Genomic DNA, 22140 nt, shown 5'->3' on the forward strand with positions numbered 1-22140 from the left:
ACTATCTTAATTTCTAAGTAATAATACTGTTGTAGTTAATAATGATAAAATGGTTGCAACAGAAGCAATGTTTTGTAATGCATTTGTTCCTGTACCCCAAGATTTTTGTTTTAGAGGTTTCACATAAATCATATCATTAGGTTGAACATAGTAGTATGGAGAATTCATAATATTTGCATCAGTCAAATCCAGATGAAATATTTTTTGTCCTTGAGGATACAACCTAATCAATAATACATCTTTTTTATCACCAACATCTTTTACTTCTCCAGAATTAGCAATTGCTTCAAAAATATTTACCCGTTCTTGAAATAAAGTTTGTGTTCCAGGACTCCCTACTTCTCCAGTAACAGTAAACCTCAATCCAGTTAATTTTACAGTAACAAATATTTTAGCAGTTTCTTTAAAAGCTTCCTCTAAGAGTTTTTGTTCAATAATTTTTTCAATTTCATCTGTGGTATACCCTAAAACATTTATTTTCCCTAAAATAGGTACTTTAATTTTGCCATGTAAATCTATTGTAAACCCATCAAAATAGGCGCGTTCTGAACTACTAGCATTTAAATTACCATCTCCAACAGGATTAAAAATTTCAGCATTTTTTTGGTCAGTTACTTTTATTCTAATATTTAAAATATCATTTATTTGAACACGATAAGGCTTTTGTTTTTCAACAATAATTTGTGTAGCATCTGTAGCCGCACTTTTATTCTGTAAATACAATGTGTCTTTATAAGGTATACAAGAGGAAAATTGAGCAAGTACAATAATGCAAGTCAGTAAAACGCATTTCTTCATTATAGAGGGCTATTTTGAGCAAATATAGCTTTTCATCGTGAATTATAAAACTTTTATCGATTTTTATAGTGTTTTGATTTTCACAACAATAGTATATTTGAGTTAACTTATTAAAAGAAATAACGAAAGGATATTTTGGTTTTTTATCCGTTATTTGCAAAAAATATTTCCATTGAATTATCTAACAGTAGAAAACATATCGAAATCTTATGGAGAACTTACTTTGTTTGAAAATATTTCATTCAGCGTCCATAAATACCAAAAAATAGCTTTTGTAGCTAAAAATGGAACAGGCAAAACATCTATCTTAAATATTTTGTCTGGAGAAGATGCTGCTGATTCTGGAGAAGTTATTTACAGAAAAGATATTAAAGTTTCTTTTTTATCTCAAGATCCCAAATTTGACAACAAACTCACCATAGAAGATGCCATTTTAGCAAGCGAAAACCCGATTCTAAAAGTAATTTCAAATTATGAAAAAGCACTTTTAAATCCTGAAGACACAGATAACTACCAATCTGCTTTTGATGCTATGGAAAGACACCAAGCATGGGATTTCGAAACACTCTATAAACAAATTCTTTTTAAATTAAAACTTGAAAATTTAGAACAAAAAGTTAGTGTACTTTCTGGTGGGCAAAAAAAAGACTTGCTCTTGCTAATGCTTTAATAAACAAACCAGATTTATTAATTCTTGACGAACCTACCAATCACCTAGATTTAGAAATGATTGAATGGTTAGAAGGTTTTTTCACCAAAGAAAACATCACACTTTTTATGGTAACGCATGATCGCTACTTTTTAGAGCGTGTGTGTAACGAAATTATAGAACTAGATGCTGGCGAACTTTACAGTTATAAAGGTAACTACTCTTATTACCTAGAAAAACGAGATGCAAGAATTGAACGAGAAGCTGTTGAGACTGGTAAAGCAAAACAATTATTTAAAAAAGAATTGGCTTGGATGCGCCGCCAACCTAAAGCGAGAACAACAAAATCTAAATCTAGAATTGACGATTTTGCCGATATTAAGCATAGAGCACATCAACGTAGAAACGACCACGAAGTTCAGCTTGAATTGAACATGGAGCGTTTAGGAAGTAAAATTTTAGAATTTCATAAAGTATCTAAAGCGTTTAAAGATAAAATCATTTTAAATAGTTTTGATTACACCTTCAAAAAAGGCGAACGTGTTGGTATTATTGGAAAAAACGGCACAGGCAAAACAACTTTTCTTAATATTTTAACTCAAACTGCCAAACCAGATGGCGGAAAAGTAGTTAAAGGAGAAACCGTAAAGTTTGGTTATTATACTCAAAATGGCATTACTATAAAACCAGAGCAAAAGGTTATCGACGTAATTCGCGAGTTTGGAGATTATATTCCATTAAAAAAAGGACGTCAAATTAGTGCTCAACAACTACTAGAACGTTTTTTATTCAGTAGAAAAAAACAATATGATTTTGTTGAAAAATTGAGTGGTGGTGAACGTAAACGCTTATATTTATGTACGGTTTTAATTCAGAATCCTAATTTTTTAATACTTGATGAGCCTACCAATGATTTGGATATTGTTACCTTAAATGTTCTTGAAAGTTTTCTTTTAGATTTTCCTGGGTGTGTAATTGTTGTAACTCACGACCGTTATTTTATGGATAAAGTGATAGACCATTTATTTATCTTTAAAGGCGAAGGTGTTATTGAAGATTTTCCTGGAAATTATAGTGACTACAGAGTTTATGAAGATAGCCAACCTATTGTTTCTAAAACCGCTTCAGATGACAAAAAAGACAGTACATCTTGGAAACAAAATGAGGCTTCTAAATTATCTTATAATGAAGAAAAGGAGTTAAAGAATATTGAAAGCAAACTAAAATCTTTAGCTTACGATAAGAAAGCATTGGAGCGTAAGTTTAATAATCCAGAGTTATCACAAGATGATATAAAAAAACTATCTGATGAACTTCAGGGTATTATTGATACAATTGAAACTAAAGAAGAACGTTGGTTTGAATTGTCTGCAAAACTAGAGGAATAAATTTGTATCAAATTATTCAATACATAAAATTCATATTAAAATCCACCAATCAACATGGTGTGCACTCTCCTTTTGTATATAATGTAGTAACAAAATGTTTTTACGATAAAACTAATTACGAAGAGTACAAAAACATTACAAAATACTTTAATCACTTAATTAGAAATGATAGCATTCTAAAAATAAAAGATTTAGGAGCTGGATCACGCAAAATAGATAGCAAAGAAAGGAGCGTCAAGGAAATAGCTAAAACCTCTGGAACTACTCCAAAACGTGCAAAATTAATATTTCGATTATCACGCCATTTTAAATTTAATACTATTTTAGAACTAGGTACATCTTTAGGTATTTCTTCTCATGCTTTACATTTGGGTAATCCTAAAGCAAAAATAACAACTTTAGAAGGAGTTCCTGAAATTTCAATTTTTAGTAAAACCAGACTCAATGCGTTTCAAAATATAAATGTAGAAACAGGAAATTTTGATGATTTACTTCCAAAATTTAAGAATAACAAATACGACCTAATATTCTTTGACGGAAACCACCAAAAAGAAGCAACTTTGAATTATTTTGAAACTTTACTTCAAACCGCTCAAAACAATTCTATGTTCATTTTTGATGATATTTATTGGTCTAAAGGCATGACTGAAGCTTGGGGAATTATAAAAACCCACCCAAAAGTTACCGTTACTATTGATACATTTTACTGGGGCATTGTATTTTTTAGAAAAGAGCAAGTTAAGGAACACTTTGCTGTAAGAGTTTGACGTCTTATTTCTCGAAATTAAAAAAACTTGTAAATTTTTAAGGACACCCATCTTTATCTATCGACCCAGGCACATCTGGACATTTATCTAGATTATCCATAACACCATCTACATCTCTATCTAAATAAGGGCAACCATTATTTTCTATTGGTCCAACCTCATTTGGGCAATTATCCAGCTTATCTTCTACACCATCTCCATCTCTATCGTTATTCTTAGATTTAGATTGATAAATTGGCAATTTCAATCCTGCAAATACATCTCCCCCCATATTTTCATCGTTTGAGAATACTGAAATTAGTGAACCAGATCCAATGTAAAGTGGGCCAGTTCTTAAACCTGCTCCTATTTGAAAACCACTATACTCCACCATACTTAATGGCACATAAAAACTTAACCATTTGCTTTCAAAACGCGGTGTTAATGTTACTGAATTTAAAATTTTGCTTGTGTTTTCGGCTGTTTTAGATACTAGAGAATAGTCAGCATTAGCATTTAAATATATTTTATTGGTCAAACTCCAATCTATGTTTAAATGAGCTGCAGTTGGTAATGATGCCTTAAAACCTCTAAATCTACTTGTCAGTGCGTACAGGTTATTTAAAATATTATTTAAATCATCTTCATTTTCAATATCTTCTTCGCTTATATTGTTATTTGTTATGTCAAAAGTTTCTTCAATACCATTATCATAATTAATAAAACCAATATCAGTAACAGATAAACCTATCTTAAGTTTGTACTTGTTTTTATATTTTAGCATTTGTGTTGTACCGTCTTCATGTGTCACACTATAATCGGCATATTTAGGTCTGTATTCATAAACTAAACCTATATCTCCGCCAAAACCATTTGAGTTTTCAGGTATTTCATAGTCGTAATTACTGTCATCAAAATTATCATAACGACCATAAGTTAATGCCCCGGTGGAATTAAAACTTCCAGTAGTTTCACCGCCTCCTAAATTGGTTCCGTCGGCATCATAATTTATGGTTATGTTTTTCCCTTGTAAATAAGCACTACCTGCTCCTTGTAGGTATTTAACCGAGAAGCCTCCCTTTAAAAAATGTGTTTCATTGTTTACAATAACACTAGCGTAGGTTAATCCTACCTCAGCCCAAGTTTGCCCGAAAGCATAAAAATCGCCTTCATTTATGTTATAATCTTCTGATGTATCATCATCTAAAGCATCAGCAGTTTCTCCGTTAATTTCATTTATATTTGTAAAAGATCGCGCTCTTGAAAATAAAGCAATTGAACTATTTGAGGTAAGATTAAACATAAATGAAGGCCCTAAAACATCAATATTAGAACCAAAATTATTATTCATAGTTGGTGATTTTTTAGCATCTAAATCAAAATCAAAATCGTCTTTAAACGCATCCAAAATATTCACACCGTAGTAATCATTGGCAGCAAAAGCACTTAAACCTATAAAATTAACATCTAACTTATAACGAGAATCTGCAATAGTCGCTGGATTTGAAATAACGCCATGCACACCGCTATAATTATCTGACAAAAACCCTAAATAAGATTGCGCATTTAAATAAATTGCAGGGAGAAACAGTAAAAGCAAAAATGTATTTTTTTCATAGCGTACATTTAGTTTTTAGTAAAAATAAAAGTTTAACATTAAAACAAGACAAATACTCGTTTAAAGGCTATAAAACGATGTTTCATAGATGTTTAGCATGAATTTTTCGATGAGCTGAATTACACTCTTAAACTCCGAGAAAACTTAAGTCAAATCAAACTATTTAAAGACATAAAATGTAATTTTAAAATATATTTTCTACATTGATAAATTAAAATCAACATGATTCCTATTTTAATACTCCTTGGAATATTTTTTCTAGTAAAAGCAATTTCAAAAAAATTGAGTAGACAAAGAGAAATTAAATACCGAAATTCAATATTTAGAAAACAAAAATTTTAGAAGCTGATTTATGAATACATATTGGTTAATTATAGCTTTGATTATTGGAGGCATACTAACTTATTTAAACAATCGAAAAAAGTTCTTTGGCACATTCTATAAACATTTAAACAACACCCAATTAAAAGAAGAAGCCGTGAAATTTTTAAATGAAATTACAAATAGTTTTGATGAAAACTCAAACTTTATTTATACCAAATATAAAGACATTCATCACCTAAAGTCTGAAGTAGAAAAGCTTATTAAAAATATAGAACAAAGCTCTATTGAAGATTTGCAGCATACAACATCTTTAAACACCCATGATTTTCTTTTTATGGAGTTAGCAAAAATAAATAATTGGCCTAAAAGTAAATTAAAACTCATTGAAGATTTAGATTTAATATTTATTGAAATCTCAATACGACAAGGACTTTTACCTAGAGATTACCATTAACTATTTTTAACTTAATCTTTTGTGTTTTCTAGTTTTAACTTTTAACTTCGTAAGCTATGAAAATTTACACAAAAACAGGAGATAAAGGCACTACCGCATTATTTGGCGGTACGCGTGTACCAAAACACCATATTCGCATTGAAAGCTATGGTACAGTAGATGAATTAAACTCGCATTTAGGACTAATTCGCGATCAAGATATTAACGAACATTACCAAGATTTGTTAATGGATATTCAAGATAAACTATTTACTGTTGGTGCTGTTTTAGCTACCGATCCTGAGAAAGCGATTTTAAAAAACGGCAAGGAACGTTTGAATATTCAAAAAATTTCTACAGAAGATATTGAACGTTTAGAACAAGAAATGGATACCATGAACGATGCTTTGCCGGCAATGACCCACTTTGTACTTCCTGGTGGACATCAAACGGTGTCATTCTGTCATATTGCACGCTGTGTTTGTAGACGTGCTGAACGTTTAGCTTCGGCTTTGAATGAAATTGAACCTTTTGAAGCCAATACCTTAACTTACCTAAACCGTCTTTCTGACTACCTTTTTGTATTGGCACGAAAGTTGTCATCTGATTTACAAGCAAATGAAGTTAAGTGGATTCCTGAGAAGCAGTAAGCTGGAAGTTTGAAGCACGAAGTTAGAAGTTTACAAACACGCCTTTTGATGTTGGATTGAAAACGAATAACTGCGGATTAGCCCGCGTTAGGGATTGAGCGATTGTTGGAGCTCCTTGAAAAGAGCGACTCGCGAAAGCCCGACCGTAGCGTTTCCTGCAAGGTTTTTTCAACCTTGTAGGTATAAAGCGAAGGGAACGCCCAAATAATTAATTTGCCACATTATTATTAACCTCGCAGGAATAATTGCAAGGGTTTGGAGTACAAAAAGATACGTTCTTATAATTAATGATTAAATATTTCATTTTTTTCTTGTGTGTTTGAACTAAAAAATTATTTTTGCAGAAAATTAAACACAAAAAGAAATGTATTGGACTTTAGAATTAGCATCGTATTTAAGTGATGCGCCTTGGCCAGCAACAAAAGACGAATTAATAGATTACGCTATTAGAACCGGTGCTCCTTTGGAGGTTGTTGAGAATTTACAGTCGATTGAAGATGAAGGTGACTCATACGATTCAATTGAAGAAATCTGGTCAGACTATCCAACCGATGAGGATTACCTTTGGAACGAAGATGAATATTAAATAAAAGCATAAAGAATAGTTAAAAAGTCTCGATTTGAGGCTTTTTTTTGGTCTAAACTGCACGAAAAAGCATTACAAAATGTATCTTTGAGGGCATTTTAAAATGCAATTTTTACAACGATAAAACCTAGGAATTAACCTAGTTAAAATATATAAAATTTACACATATGAGTTTTTTAGATTCAGTCTTAAAAGTATTTGTAGGAGACAAATCGAAACAGGACGTTAAAGCGATTTCGCCTTTAGTTGATAAGGTTAAGACCTTTGAAAAAGCTATTGAAGCACTTTCTCATGACGAGTTAAGAGCTAAAACCGCAGAGTTTAAAGCAAAAATTGCTGAGGCAACTAAAGACATTAACGACCAAATGACAAGTCTGCTAGAAGAGGCCGAAAACACAGAAGATATTGATGCTCGTGAAGATATTTATGAACGTGTAGACCAATTAAAAGACGATGCCTACAAAGTTACCGAAGACGTTTTAAATGAGATACAACCTGAAGCTTTTGCTGTTGTTAAAGAAACAGCGAAGCGTTTTGTAAACAATACTTCCATTACAGTTAAAGCCAATGAATTTGACAGAACAATTTCTGGCGAAAAAGATTATGTAACGCTAGATGGCGATAATGCAACTTGGGCAAATTCTTGGGATGCTGCTGGAAAACCTATTACTTGGGATATGGTGCATTACGATGTACAACTTATAGGTGGTATTGCACTACACCAAGGTAAAATTGCTGAAATGCAAACTGGTGAGGGTAAAACATTGGTAGCAACGTTACCTGTTTATTTGAATGCCTTAGCTGAAAAAGGTGTGCATTTGGTAACAGTAAACGATTACTTAGCTAAACGTGATAGTGCTTGGATGGCGCCAATTTTTGAGTTTCATGGTATGAGTGTGGATTGTATAGACTACCACCAACCCAACTCTGACGCTCGAAGAAAAGCTTATAATGCAGATATTACTTACGGTACAAATAACGAATTTGGCTTTGATTATTTACGTGATAACATGGCACATTCGCCAGAGGATTTAGTACAACGTCCACACCACTATGCTATTGTAGATGAGGTAGATTCTGTTTTAGTGGATGATGCGCGTACACCGTTGATTATTTCTGGCCCAATCCCAAAAGGAGATCGTCATGAATTTAACGAGTTAAAACCTAAAGTTGATGATATTGTTAGTGTACAACGCAAATATTTAACTGGTGTTTTAGCAGAAGCTAAAAAACTAATCAAGGAAGGCGATACTAAAGAAGGTGGCATTAAGTTATTACGTGTGTATCGTGGTATTCCTAAAAATAAAGCATTAATTAAATTTCTATCAGAAGAAGGTGTTAAGCAATTACTACAGAAAACTGAGAACTTTTACATGCAAGACAACAACCGCGAAATGCCAAAGATTGATGCGGAATTGTACTATGTGATTGAAGAAAAGAATAATCAGATTGAATTGACAGATAAAGGTGTTGAATACATTTCTGGAAAAGACAATCCTGATTTCTTTGTAATGCCAGAAATTGGTATTGAAGTTGCTAAAATTGAAGCTCAGAATCTTGAAAAAGAAAAAGAAGCTGAACTTAAAGAAGAATTATTTAAAGAGTTTGGTGTAAAATCTGAGCGTATTCATACTCTAAATCAGTTATTAAAAGCATATGCTTTATTTGAAAAAGACACGCAGTATGTGGTTATGGATAATAAAGTAATGATTGTTGATGAGCAAACGGGTCGTATTATGGATGGGCGTCGTTACTCTGACGGTTTACATCAAGCCATTGAAGCTAAGGAAAATGTAAAGATTGAAGATGCTACACAAACTTTTGCCACAGTAACTTTACAAAATTACTTTAGAATGTACCGTAAACTGTCTGGTATGACTGGTACTGCGGTTACGGAAGCTGGTGAATTCTGGGAAATTTACAAATTGGATGTAGTTGAAATTCCAACCAACCGTCCAATTGCCCGTGATGATAGAGAAGATTTAGTTTATAAAACAAAACGTGAAAAATACAATGCCGTTATTGATGAAGTGACCAAATTATCAGAAGCTGGTCGTCCAGTTTTAATTGGTACAACCTCTGTTGAGATTTCTGAGTTACTTGGTAAAATGTTAAGCATTAGAAAAATACCGCATAACGTATTAAATGCGAAACAACACAAAAAAGAAGCTGAAATAGTTGATGAAGCTGGTAGAACAGGCCAAGTAACTATTGCAACAAATATGGCTGGTCGTGGCACAGATATTAAACTGTCGGACGAAGTTAAAAAAGCTGGAGGTTTAGCCATTGTAGGCACAGAGCGCCACGATTCGCGTCGTGTTGATAGACAGTTACGTGGTCGTGCTGGTCGTCAAGGAGATGTTGGTAGTTCTCAATTTTATGTGTCGTTAGAAGATAATTTAATGCGTTTATTTGGTAGTGAGCGTATTGCAAAAATGATGGATAAAATGGGATTAAAAGAAGGTGAAGTTATTCAGCATTCTATGATTTCAAAATCTATTGAACGTGCTCAGAAAAAAGTTGAAGAAAATCAATTTGGTGTTCGTAAGCGATTGTTAGAATACGATGATGTTATGAATGCACAACGTGAGGTGGTATACAAACGTCGTTACAATGCCTTAAATGGCGAGCGTTTACGTGTGGATTTAGCCAACATGATTTTTGATACTTCAGAAGGTATTGCAGAAACAAACAAAGGCGCTAATGATTTTAAGAACTTTGAGTTTGAGTTGATTCGTTATTTCTCAATGAGTTCTCCAATTACAGAAGAAGAATTCGGGAGATTAACGGCTATTGAAATTACTTCAAAAATTTATAAAACGGCTTTTGAACATTACAGAAAAAAATGGAACGTAATGCTGAAATTGCATTCCCTGTAATTAAAAATGTATATGAAACCCAACGTGACAAATTTAAACGCATTGTGGTGCCATTTACCGATGGCGTAAAGTCTCTAAACGTAGTTACAGATTTAGAAAAAGCTTACGAAACCAATGGTAAACAATTAATTACTGATTTTGAAAAGAACATTACATTGGCCATTATTGACGATGCTTGGAAAACCCATTTACGAAAAATGGATGAGTTAAAGCAATCGGTACAATTGGCAGTTCATGAGCAAAAAGATCCTTTATTAATTTATAAGTTTGAAGCTTTTGAATTATTTAAAGCGATGATAGACGAAGTGAACAAAGATGTAATATCCTTCTTATTTAAAGGAGAGCTACCACAAGAAACACAAAGTACCATTCAAGAAGCGAGAGCTCGTAAACAAGAGAAATTAAATACTCAAAAAGACGAGATTCCGAATTTAGATGAACGTTCAGCTCAAAATAGAGCTGCCGGAAATACACAACGCAAACAAGAAGTTATAGAAACTATAGTTCGTGATAAACCTAAGATTGGACGCAATGACCGTGTTACAATTAAGCATGTGATGAATGGCGAAAACAAAACCTTAAAATATAAGCAAGCTGAACCTTTAATAGCTAAAGGCGACTGGGTTTTGGTTGAAGATTAAACACATCATTAAGTTACTATTGAAGTATTGTTTCGACTAATTATTCTAGTAGAAACAATACTTTTTATTTTTATATAAACACTATAACATCTTAAAAGTATAATTATTGGTACTAAATTAACGGGATGAACCTAAACCCTTTCTTTTGTGCTTTCTGGTTTATTCTATAAGTAAACTTAAGATGGCTATAATAAATAATACATAAATTGTTATATTTAAAGGCTTGAAAGTATTTGTTAAGCACACAACATCTTTTAGGTTTAGCAATTAAAAAACAAAGACAATTACAAAACAAAAAAAATTCTTACCTGCCCCTCCACTTACCATAGCCTAAATGATGGTAAGCATTCAAGTACAAAGTTGAAATATAATTAATAAACACACTATTGGAATGACAAAGAACAAAACAACTGTTACTGAAATTGATGTATTAGATTTTGTCAATACTTATGTTGAAAACGAGCAAAAGAAATCGGATAGTCATGAACTCATAAAATTAATAAGCAAATGGTCTGGTTTTGAACCAAAGATGTGGGGACCAACTATTATTGGTTTTGGCAGCTATCACTATAAATATGCAAGTGGTCATGAAGGAGATGCACCGATGCTAGGGTTCTCGCCAAGAAAAGCACAGTTTTCATTATACATTTATTCAAAAACAAATAAGAGCGACGAGTTATTGAAAAAGTTTGGAAAATTTAAAATGGGAAAAGCTTGTATCTATGTCAAAAAACTTGCAGACATTGATATTTCAATCTTAGAACAAATCTGTAAAGAAACAATCGTATTTCTGAATAAAAATCATGAATGTGGAGCATGCAGAAATTAATAACTACTTACAACACAATAGTTATAATTCATTGTGGTTTTGTGTCACACCAAAATAAAGTATAAATCAACGATTAATTTCTCAGCTGAATCAGAGCCAAGACCATTGGCAGTACTTAAATCAAACATCACGATAAAATTATAAACACCTAAATTTAAACAAGATAATATTTCAAAACTAGACATGGTATTGACTATTCCAACACGGAATGAAATCTAAGCGTTATTTTAGCTTGTTTATGGTATTTAAATTAGTGATATTTAATTCTTATGCCCAAACATTACAAAGAAAAAGCGCTTCTAGCTACAATATACAAAATCCAGCGTTTGAAAGAACAATCTGGTTTTTTTAAAAAAACTTAAATAAGGTTATTATATTAGGTGTTGTTTTTTCTTTTTGTGCTCCTTTTTATAATAGTGAAGATGGAAAATCAGTTAAAGATCAATCAGGGATGACTTATACCAATTCTGTTCTATTTTCATTTGTAGTAGTTTTTTCTTTATGCTTAATAGCCCATATTGCTTGGACTATTCAAGATAAAAAACGATTAAAAAGATTAATTAAAAGGAAAGAAGAGTTAGAGGAACAGATAAAATCTTATGATACCAAATAGCCCTATTTTTTTAAATTCAATAATAGTTTGTATAAAGTCCAAAATTCTTATCAAAAGATAAAAATAGCTAATTAAGGGGTAATTTTAAACCTTAAAAAAATATCTAAGCACATAGTTTCGCAGCAAAAATAAACTATGAAATTAAAACTACTTCTTTTTGTTTTGCTATTTAGCTACAGCGCTACTATTTTTTCGCAGACCGCAGTAAAATTAAGTACTGGTCAATTTGGATTTAACGAAGGTCCAGTATGGGATCGTTCTGATAAAATTTACTTTTCTGATGTAGGTACGCGTAAAGTAGAAATTTATACTGTTACAAACAATACTTTTTCTACGGCTTTTACATCAACTGTAAGAACTAATGGGCTTATGTTTGATGAAAATTTAAACTTAGTAATTTGTGAATTTCAAGGAGGAAATGCTTCCCAAAGAAACACTTCTGGTTCAATTTTAGAAACCTTGGCAACAGGTTTTTCTAACCCAAATGATTTATGCATAGATAAAAAAGGTGGTATTTATATTTCTAGTCCTAGTGGGTTTGGTAATCCTTCTGCTTACACGAATGAGATTTACTATATAAGTCCTGGACCAACTAGAACAAAGACTTTAATTGATAGTAGTATTACTTTCCCTAATGGCGTTCTAATTTCTAATGATGGAAAATCACTATATGTGAGTGATTCTGTAGGCTATACAATTTATAAATTTGATATTGATCTAGATACTGGTTTAATTAACAACAGAGTAAATTTTGCGACTTTAACAGATACTGATAATACCGAAGCAAATTCACTTGCAGACGGCATGGCTCTAGATACTAATGGCAACTTATATGTTGCTGCAAAAAAGTCTATACAGGTTTTTAATACTACTGGAACGTTAACAAACACTATTAATTTTACCGAAAACCCAACCAACTGCACATTTGGCGGTTCTAGTTTAAGCACATTATATATTACTACACCTAATGATTTATACAAAATTGATTTTACTGGAGTTACTGGATTTCAACACCCTTTTGATTTACCAGAATCAAATTTATCAGTTGATGATTTGGAAAAACTTTCTTTCAAAATATTCCCTAATCCTACTTCAAACCACAAACTAAATATTGCAGTAAGGAATATAAACATAGATGACATTTCATTATACAATAGCATTGGACAGAAAGTTGGGACTTATGAATCAACAAGGATTAACAACACTATTTCTATTGATTTAAATCCGAAATTAAAAAGTAATATTTACATTTTAACCATTATCACTTCTGAAGGTTCAACTCTGAGTAAGAAGGTTATTATTGAATAAATAGTTTTTTGATTTTTAACACTTATTTAAAGAATTCCGATAAATTTATCGGGATTCTTTGTTTTATATATGTGCGTGCTTGTATCTATACAACTCATATTGATAACTACTAACGTATTTGACTTTACAGAAAATTTAAACTAATTTGGCTAATCTTTAAATAATTGGTTAATGATGAAAATCCACAATGAAAAACAAACTTTTTAAAGTGATGCTTTTATTGCTTGTTTTATGTATTGGAATTGCGTCAGGTGCATATTTAAGACATAATACTGCTTCATGGTCTTTCATAAAAACTTCAATAACCAAACTTAGGAATAACCAAAAAGAGATATGGCATAAAAATTTTGAAGAAATTGAAATTATATCAAGTATTGATAACACCATTCAAAAAGCATATTTATACACATCAACATCAAGGAAACCTCAGCCATTAGTTGTGAGTTTACACACTTGGAGCGGAGACTACAAACAATATGATGCTTTAGCCGAATTAAGCATGCAAAAAGACGTAAACTATATTCACCCTAATTTCAGAGGTCCAAACAACACCTTACAGGCTTGCTGTAGTGACTTAGTGATTTCAGATATTGATGATGCCATATCCTATGCGATTAAAAACTCTAATATTGATACTGAAAACATTTTCATCATAGGACTAAGCGGCGGCGGATACGCAACTTTAAGTGCATTTATGAAATCTAAACACAATATCAAAAAGTTCTCTGCTTGGGCTTCAATTTCAGATTTAACAGCTTGGTATGACGAATTAAATATTAGAAATATTCCCTACACTATAGATATCCTTAAGTGTACTGGTTCTGAAAATGAGCTTAATCTAGAAGCAGCTAAATCTAAATCTCCCTTATTTTGGAAAACACCTATTAAAAAATTTCAGTATTCTGAATTATCGATTTACGCGGGTGTATATGATGGTACTCAAGGAAGTGTTCCTATTTCTCATTCAATTAATTTTTACAACAAATTACTTAATGATCTATCTGTTAAAGACACTTCAAAATATGTTTCCGATACTGAAAAACTAAAATTAATGGCGCATAAAAAAACATCCGGAACACATAGTAATATTGCAGATAGAGACATCTTTCTTAAAAAAGAATTTGACAACTTAAACCTCACTATTTTTAGGGGTAATCATGAAATGCTTTCTGAATACGCCTTAAACGAATTACTGAAACAATAGCACTTTGTGCAACGTTTTAAAATTGAAATTACAAATTATCTAACTGATTACTAGTTTTATCATCACTAATAGTCCAAAAGAAACCTACAAAGAAAAACTGATCTAATGCTGGACGTAACGATCGACGGTTAAAATTACCATTCATATCAGGTGTATTTGCGTATTGGTAGCCATTCACATTTTTAAATCCTAAAGCATTATTTACAGAAGCGTATAGTATTTTTTGTGGACTAATTAAATATGCCCAATTCACGCTTAAACTATTAAATGCCTTTGTTTTTTCATTTAAAAATCCTGGTTTATTAGGGTTTGTAAAAGTTCTTCCAGAAGCGTAGGCATAGCTAAACCCTACTTGACTTTTCCAATCGTCTATCCAATATTTTCCAACTGCTGAAAAATTATGTGTGTTTGCAAAATTAGGTTGTGCTTTAACAGGATAATTTCTATCGTTTCTTTTTGTATCTAAATAAGAATAACTCAACCAATAATCTACATTCTTAATGCTTTTACTATCTCTCCAGAAGAAATCTATACCTTTAGCAAAACCTGAACCATTACTGCTAAAATCACTTCCAAAACTTGGAAATGTAGTGTCATATTTTGCCAAATTGCTATAAGCTTTATAATACGCCTCTGCTCTAAATATTTTCCTATCGGCATTATACTGGTAATTTAAAATATAATGCTGTGTGTTTTGGGGTTTAAAATCTTGGTTAAATTTTAAAACATTACTCGTTGGATTTTGATAAAAATCCCCATAAGCCAATGATAATTGACTTTTAGGAGACACCTTATAAGCTATAGAAACTCTCGGCGCTAAGGTAAAATTTTTAAAAATTTCACTATATTCTGCTCTTAAACCTGTTTTAAAAGCTAAGTTTTTTGAGATAAAAATATCAGCTTCGGCAAATGCAGCAGCTATATTATTATCAAATCCGTACGCAACGTTATCAATAGTTTCATCTTTGTATTGCTCTTCAAAATCTGTAGCGAAGTATTCAGCACCAAAATAAAGCTTAAAACGGTTACTGATACGGTTTTTAAATTTAAGCTTTGTGTGTATAGAGTTTTCAGTATCTCGAATATCACGCTCGCCAAAGTTTATTTTGTTTTTTGCATGAGTATAACTAAAACCTGTTTGCATGCTCCAAGTAGCATTTAAAATACCAGCATAAGAACCATTTAAATATAAATTGTTGTTATTTAATTTGATATACTGACCTTCTGGAAGATTAATATCTTCTTGAATTAATTCAAAATTACTAACATCAAAAGCACTATAAAGTTTAAATAATCCTGAATTCGTTTTTCTTCTCAAAACCGCCTCACCTGAAGCTGTCTCAAATGGTTTTATAAAATTATTCCTATTTGAAAAAATCGCATTGTAAGGCGCTAAATTAATGTATGATGCATTAACACTTACAGAACTCCTTTTCCATTTTTGGGTGTTTCCTAAAGTTGCACCTACTGTCATAATCCCGATATCTGTTTTCTCTTGATCTGGTTCATCGATTGTATTTAAAAGCAATACACTAGATAATGCTTGTCCATATTCAGCTGAATAACCACCTGTAGAAAACGTAATACCATCAAATAGGAAAGGAGAATAACGTCCTCTTGTTGGTGCATTGTTAGTTGTTGGTGTATATGGCGTAAATACACGAATCCCGTCTATAAAAATTTGAGTTTCACTTGCATCACCACCACGAACAAATAAACGCCCATCTTCAGCAACGGTAGTCGTTCCAGGTAGGGTTTGTAATGCACCAACAAAATCACCCAAAGCACTTGCCGTAGTTACAACATCCATAGGCTTTAAAACATTTACTTTACTATTATCCCCAGCCGAGAACGTTCCTGCAGACAATACAACAGCATCTAACGCATTTACATCATCTCTAAGCTTAACAGTTATATTTTTCATATAAGACACATCTCCAACCATGGTAAATGTCTCATATGACAAATAAGAAACTACTAAAGTTTGTGTACCTTTTTCAGAGGTTGAAAATGAAAATTTTCCAGTTTCATCTGTTGTACCACCATCATAAGTACCTTCTAAATAAATATTTGCGCCAGATATAGTTTGATTTTTTGAGTTGGTAACAATACCACTAATGGTAGTTTGAGCAACTAGTTGAACTGTAATTAGAAGAATTAAAGCTGTTAGTATTTGTTTCATTATTTGTAGCTATATGTTTTTGATACCACAAATTTGCATCAGAACATCATCTTTTGAAATTTCAAATTACCGAACTGTAACTTTTTAAAGACGAATTGTATGTTGTAACAAATACTAGTAAATTTTCTAATTCAGAAATATTGTTAACTTAGAACACTAAAACTAACTATTATGTCTACTAACCAAGACTTAAAACCGCAACAAACTGATGCAGATAAGCTCATATCATACGATCTTTTAAAAAAAGTTATTGGCTGCTTGGCATTCTTTTTACCCATAGTATTAGCTATAGGTGGTATCATTTACGCAAATTGCGATTGTGTAGAAAATTCCATTAGCGACTATTACCATACTGAAATGCGAAATGTACTCGTAGGTACATTATGCGCCGTTGCCATGTTCATGTTTGCCTATCGTGGCCCAACAAAACTTCATGCTCGTGCTGGAAATGCAGCGTGCTTTAGCGCGATATTTGTAGCGCTTTTTCCAACAAGTGTCGATGCGGCTTCAAGTTGTGCCACAAACTGCATTGAATACAGGTCTTGGGTTGTTATAGTCCATCTTTTTGCAGCACTCATATTTTTCGCAATACTTGTTTATTTTTCCTTAAGATTATTTCCATCTAAATACGATAATACAGAACCAGAAACCCACAAATCTCATTTAAGGGATAGGATATACTACACAACAGGTTATACTATGATAATATGTGTACTACTCATAATTTTGTATTTTACTATCAAAAAAGTATACCCTGAATCAGAATTGAGATTAGAAAAATACAAACCCGTTTTTGTTTTAGAAACAATCGCTCTCTGGGCATTCGGAATTTCATGGTTAACCAAAGGTAAATTTTTCTATAAAGACAAAAAATCTAGTTAAAATAATTTCGATTGAAGCGTGTCAATTTTAAAATTATCACCTTATGGCTTAATATAAAAATATAAGTAAAAACAAGCAAAATACCTCAAAAAAGCATCATAGATAATATCTATATAAATACATTAAAAAACTATTAATCAGAATAATTACATGTTTTATATAAACAAATACTTTACATGTTGATTTCTAGACCATCCTTAATACATGTTTTCAAAACACAACTACTTCTCGACTTAAAATTTAGCAAAAAAATATCTAACAACAAGTGTAACAAATCAACATTAAAAGCTACTTATAAATAACTAAACCATCAAAATTTTTGACACAAGAACTAGAACATAGCTTTGTTGAATTATTAGAAAAGCATCAAAATATCATACATAAGGTATGTAGACTATACACCAATACTTATGATGCCCATAATGATTTATTTCAAGAAATAACCATTCAGCTCTGGAAAGCCTATCCAAAGTTTCGTGGCGATGCAAAATTCAGTACTTGGGCATATCGGGTAGGACTTAATACAGCAATTACACTTTATCGAAAATCAAAACGACGTATTAAAACCCAAGATTTTGAGGGTGTTGCTTTTAAAATGAAGACAGAAGATTATGACAACACAGAAGAAGAACAATTAAAAGTACTATACAAAGCTGTACACAGATTAAACGATATTGAAAAAGCACTTGTTTTCCTATACTTGGAAGACAAAGACTATAGAGAAATAAGCGAAACACTTGGAATTAGCGAAGTGAATGCAAGAGTGAAAATGAATAGAATAAAAACTAAACTAAGAAACATTTTAAATCCGTAATATCATGGATGGACTAGATTTATTAAAAAAAGACTGGAATAAACAGTCAGCAGAAAAAAAATTATCGACTAAAGACATCTACCCGATGTTACACAAAAAATCATCTTCCATAGTTAAAACACTATTCTACATTAGTATTGCAGAACTTGCGCTTTGGATTTTAATCAATTTAATTCCTTTTTTCGCCTCAGAAGCATATAAACAAAAACTTGAGATGATATATTCTAACAAGTTTTTATTCACAGGTTTAACGATTTTTGGATATTTGATAATTTTTATATTTATTTTTCTTCTTTACAAATCATATAAATCCATTTCAGTTACAGATACCGCCAAAAAACTCATGGAGGACATCCTAAGAACTCGAAAAATCATCAAATACTACGTTATTTACAGTTTAGTAATGGCTGGAGTATCTGTTATAATAGCATCATGTTTTGCAGTACAAAATGACCCTAAAACCATTGAATTTATTGAGAAAATTGGAGAAAACGGACTCATCATCTATTCAGTCATTATGATTGCGTTTTCAATAATCTTCATTTTAATCTTTTGGCTATTCTATAGACTTATTTACGGTTTGCTACTAAAGCGCTTAAACCGAAATTATACTGAACTTAAAAAATTAGAAGCCTAAAGCCTTAAACCCTCCAACCTCTAAAACATCACCAACTTGCATACCGCCTAACCAAATAACCCCTACCCGAACTCGAACTAAGCGAAGCGTTGGAAAACCTACTGCTGATGTCATTTTTCTAACCTGACGAAATTTACCTTCATTCAAAGTAATAGAAACCCATGATGTTGGCCCGTGTCTATCATCCCTAATCTTTTTAGAACGCTTTGGGAGTTCTGGTGCATTTTCTAACTTAGATACTTTACAAGGTTTTGTTTGATACTTTTTACCATCAAAACCAATTTCAACACCCTTTTGCATTTGTAAAATAGCTGCATCCGAAATACTACCATCCACTTGCGCATAGTATTCCTTATCTACTTTTTGACTGTTTACATAAGCACTCATTTTACCATCAGTAGTTAACAACAATAAACCTTCAGATTTTTCATCAAGACGTCCTATCGCCATAATTCCGTCAGGAAAACCATGAAGCTCCCCTAAAAATGTTTCGACTGTTGTTTGGAGTCATGGCTTTTAAATTGGCTCAAAAAACCATAAGGTTTGTAGATTACAAAATGTTTATGTATCACTTTATATAGAGGTATTCAAAATACTGTAAACTAATTCTTTTGTTGGCTTTTTATTATTCAGCTTCGATACCACTACGCTGAAAGCAACTTTAAAATCACAACCCGATTTATAAGCAGTACAACCATAGGCAGTTTTACCTTTTATAACCGTTCCTTTTTTACATTTAGGACATACCAATTCATCTGATTTTGGTTTTACCGAATTCTGTTTTGGTTCTAATTTAAGCTTGAAATTTTCATCAAACCGCAACAAACCTTCAACTTTACCAGCATCGGTTTTAAAACCTTTTAAATTAACAGTAGACCCTTTTTGAAACAATCTGATGAATTGCTTTTCTGAAATCTTTTTTTCATTAAAAACAAAAGGCATTACAAAATTACAGCCAGATTTATAGCTACTACAACCATAGGCAGACTTCCCTTTTATAATTTGCCCCTCTTTACATTTTGGGCATTTTTCAGCAGTAATACCTGCGCTTTTTTTAGCTTCTGCTTTAGCCGAACGTTTTTTAACAGTCGCCGCATGCGAAATGTTGGCGCGTTTTTCACTCCGCACCTCATACACCAAAGCATCTACCATACGTTTCATATTTTTTATAAACGCACCGGCGCTAAACTCCCCTTTTTCAATGTCCTTTAATTGTTTTTCCCAAGAACCTGTTAATTCTGCCGATTTTAACAAATCATTTTTAATGGTATCAATCAATTGAATTCCCGTTTCAGTTGGCAATACTTGTTTTTTATTGCGTTTAATGTATTTCCGTCTAAAAAGCGTTTCTATAATATTTGCACGAGTAGATGGGCGACCAATACCGTTTTCTTTCATTAAATCTCGCAATTCATCGTCATCCACCTGTTTTCCTGCCGTTTCCATAGCTCGTAGCAACGAAGCTTCTGTAAACTGATTTGGCGGTTTGGTTTCTTTTTCTAAAAAAGAAGGTTCATGCGGTCCTTTTTCGCCTTTTTCAAAGCTTGGTAAAATTCCAGACTCTTTTTCTTTCTTATTTGGGTTTTCAAAAACAACACGCCAACCCTTATCTAAAATCTCTTTTCCTGTGGTCTTAAAAGCGACTTTAGCAGCACTACCTATCACAGTTGTGTTTGCCACAGCGCAATCGTCATAAAATACAGCAATAAAGCGTTTTACAATAATATCATACACTTGTTGTTGATTGTACTGCAAATTGGTTTGCATGCCTGTTGGAATAATCGCGTGATGATCGGTTACTTTTTTATCATTAAAAACTCTAGATGATTTTTTTATCTTTTTACCTAAAAGGAGCTGTGTTAATTGCGAATAGTTGGTTAACTTTTGTAAAATCCCTGATACTTTAGGATACACATCATTTGGCAGAAATGTTGTATCCACTCTTGGATACGTTACTACCTTGCGCTCATACAACGCCTGAACTATTTTTAAGGTCTCATCTGCCGAAAAGCCAAACTTTGTATTACAATATACCTGTAAACCCGTTAAATCGAATAATTTGGGCGCATATTCTTTACCTTTCTTTTGGTAATGGATTCTATTTCGAAATCACTTTCCTTTACTTTATTCGCTAAAGCTTCGCCATCTTCTTTTTTTAAGAAACGTCCGTCTTCATAACTAAACAAAGTGTCTCGATACATGGTTTGCAACTCCCAATACGGTTGCGGCTTAAAGTTTTCAATGTCTTTAAAACGACTTACAACCATTGCTAACGTTGGTGTTTGCACACGCCCAACAGATAATACTTGCTTATAACCACCATGTTTTACGGTATATAATCTGGTAGCATTTATGCCGAGCAACCAATCGCCAATAGATCTAGAAAACCCTGCGTAGTATAAATTATCGTAATCTTGTGATGGTTTTAAATTCTGGAAGCCTTCTTTAATCGCTTCGGTTGTTAAAGACGAAATCCACAAGCGTTGTACTTCGCCTTTATAATTCGCCTCATTCATAACCCATCGCTGGATAAGTTCCCCCTCTTGTCCTGCATCCCCACAGTTTATCACAAGTTCGGCTTTATCAAATAAACTTTTTACAATATTAAATTGTTTTTTAATCCCCGAATTTGAAGACACCTTGGTTTCAAACTTTTCGGGAAGCATGGGTAGATTGTTTAAATCCCAACTTTTCCAATACGGTTTGTAATCTACGGGCTCTTTAAGCGTGCATAAATGCCCGAAGGTGTATGTTACTGCATAACCGTTACCTTCAAAATAACCATCGCGCTTTGTGCTTGCTCCCAAAACAGCAGCAATTTCGCGGGCAACACTTGGTTTTTCGGCTATACAGACTTTCATTTACGTTTCTTAAAATAGAAACGCAAATTAGAAATTTTAATGGCTTTTTTAAAAGCGAGTTGTTAGGAGTTATTAACTGAATTTGGATGTGAAAAATT

Annotated in this window: 13 protein-coding genes and 4 pseudogenes; 12 read left to right on the top strand and 5 right to left on the bottom strand. The window is 32.4% G+C overall.

The genetic code is table 11. The features are described 5' to 3' along the window. Positions 1 to 6 precede the first annotated feature (6 nt). Positions 7 to 798, bottom strand: coding sequence for a polysaccharide biosynthesis/export family protein (locus AC0L5U_RS06995; RefSeq protein WP_473415496.1), 792 nt, complete (start codon positions 796 to 798; stop codon positions 7 to 9). A gap of 172 nt (positions 799 to 970) precedes the next feature. On the opposite strand from AC0L5U_RS06995, the pseudogene AC0L5U_RS07000 reads away from it, so the two are divergent. Both AC0L5U_RS07000 and AC0L5U_RS07005 read left to right on the top strand, forming a co-directional pair. After that, positions 971 to 2835, top strand: a pseudogene (locus AC0L5U_RS07000) (ABC-F family ATP-binding cassette domain-containing protein). A gap of 2 nt (positions 2836 to 2837) precedes the next feature. After that, positions 2838 to 3602 carry an O-methyltransferase gene (locus AC0L5U_RS07005; protein WP_473415498.1) on the top strand — a complete coding sequence of 255 codons (765 nt, stop codon included), beginning with the start codon at positions 2838 to 2840 and terminating at the stop codon, positions 3600 to 3602. 37 nt (positions 3603 to 3639) lie between these two features. Here AC0L5U_RS07005 and AC0L5U_RS07010 read toward each other — a convergent pair whose 3' ends face one another. Beyond that, a complete protein-coding gene (locus tag AC0L5U_RS07010; protein ID WP_473415500.1) occupies positions 3640 to 5181 on the bottom strand; it encodes a DUF5723 family protein in 1542 nt (513 codons plus the stop codon). Positions 5182 to 5551: 370 nt separating this feature from the next. On the opposite strand from AC0L5U_RS07010, the gene AC0L5U_RS07015 reads away from it, so the two are divergent. From AC0L5U_RS07015 to AC0L5U_RS07045, 7 genes and pseudogenes are all read left to right on the top strand, one after another. Beyond that, positions 5552 to 5977 (top strand): hypothetical protein, encoded by a 426-nt coding sequence (locus tag AC0L5U_RS07015; protein WP_473415503.1) that lies wholly within the window; start codon positions 5552 to 5554, stop codon positions 5975 to 5977. A 56-nt stretch (positions 5978 to 6033) separates the two neighbouring features. Beyond that, positions 6034 to 6606 carry a cob(I)yrinic acid a,c-diamide adenosyltransferase gene (locus tag AC0L5U_RS07020; RefSeq protein WP_473415504.1) on the top strand — a complete coding sequence of 191 codons (573 nt, stop codon included), beginning with the start codon at positions 6034 to 6036 and terminating at the stop codon, positions 6604 to 6606. Positions 6607 to 6970: 364 nt separating this feature from the next. Continuing rightward, positions 6971 to 7192 carry a DUF2795 domain-containing protein gene (locus AC0L5U_RS07025; protein ID WP_019387375.1) on the top strand — a complete coding sequence of 74 codons (222 nt, stop codon included), beginning with the start codon at positions 6971 to 6973 and terminating at the stop codon, positions 7190 to 7192. 167 nt (positions 7193 to 7359) lie between these two features. Next, positions 7360 to 10712: pseudogene (gene secA / locus AC0L5U_RS07030) on the top strand (preprotein translocase subunit SecA). A gap of 391 nt (positions 10713 to 11103) precedes the next feature. After that, positions 11104 to 11541, top strand: a complete 438-nt coding sequence (locus AC0L5U_RS07035) for a DUF1801 domain-containing protein (protein WP_473415506.1) — start codon at positions 11104 to 11106, stop codon at positions 11539 to 11541. A gap of 748 nt (positions 11542 to 12289) precedes the next feature. Then, complete coding sequence (locus tag AC0L5U_RS07040; protein ID WP_473415508.1) at positions 12290 to 13462, top strand: SMP-30/gluconolactonase/LRE family protein; 1173 nt, start codon at positions 12290 to 12292, stop codon at positions 13460 to 13462. Between the two features lie 187 nt (positions 13463 to 13649). Further along, entirely contained in the window at positions 13650 to 14666 is a 1017-nt protein-coding gene (locus AC0L5U_RS07045) for an alpha/beta hydrolase family protein (RefSeq protein WP_473415510.1), read from the top strand. Between the two features lie 28 nt (positions 14667 to 14694). On the opposite strand, the gene AC0L5U_RS07050 is transcribed toward AC0L5U_RS07045, so the two are convergent. After that, positions 14695 to 16848, bottom strand: coding sequence for a TonB-dependent receptor (locus AC0L5U_RS07050; RefSeq protein WP_473415512.1), 2154 nt, complete (start codon positions 16846 to 16848; stop codon positions 14695 to 14697). 171 nt (positions 16849 to 17019) lie between these two features. Between AC0L5U_RS07050 and AC0L5U_RS07055 the strand changes: the two genes are divergently transcribed. From AC0L5U_RS07055 to AC0L5U_RS07065, 3 genes are all read left to right on the top strand, one after another. Next, positions 17020 to 17730: a DUF998 domain-containing protein gene (locus tag AC0L5U_RS07055; RefSeq protein ID WP_473415514.1), complete on the top strand. Its 711-nt coding sequence runs from the start codon at positions 17020 to 17022 to the stop codon at positions 17728 to 17730. 319 nt (positions 17731 to 18049) lie between these two features. Continuing rightward, a complete protein-coding gene (locus AC0L5U_RS07060) occupies positions 18050 to 18544 on the top strand; it encodes an RNA polymerase sigma factor (RefSeq protein ID WP_473415515.1) in 495 nt (164 codons plus the stop codon). A gap of 4 nt (positions 18545 to 18548) precedes the next feature. Further along, entirely contained in the window at positions 18549 to 19181 is a 633-nt protein-coding gene (locus AC0L5U_RS07065) for a hypothetical protein (RefSeq protein ID WP_473415516.1), read from the top strand. Here AC0L5U_RS07065 and AC0L5U_RS07070 read toward each other — a convergent pair. Beyond that, a pseudogene (locus AC0L5U_RS07070) lies at positions 19170 to 19750 on the bottom strand (pseudouridine synthase). The gene AC0L5U_RS07065 and the pseudogene AC0L5U_RS07070 overlap by 12 nt on opposite strands. A 4-nt stretch (positions 19751 to 19754) precedes the next feature. Then, positions 19755 to 22042 (bottom strand): annotated as a pseudogene (locus tag AC0L5U_RS07075) (type IA DNA topoisomerase). Positions 22043 to 22140 lie beyond the last annotated feature (98 nt).

It is taken from the genome of Jejuia sp. G7-7, assembly GCF_055808955.1.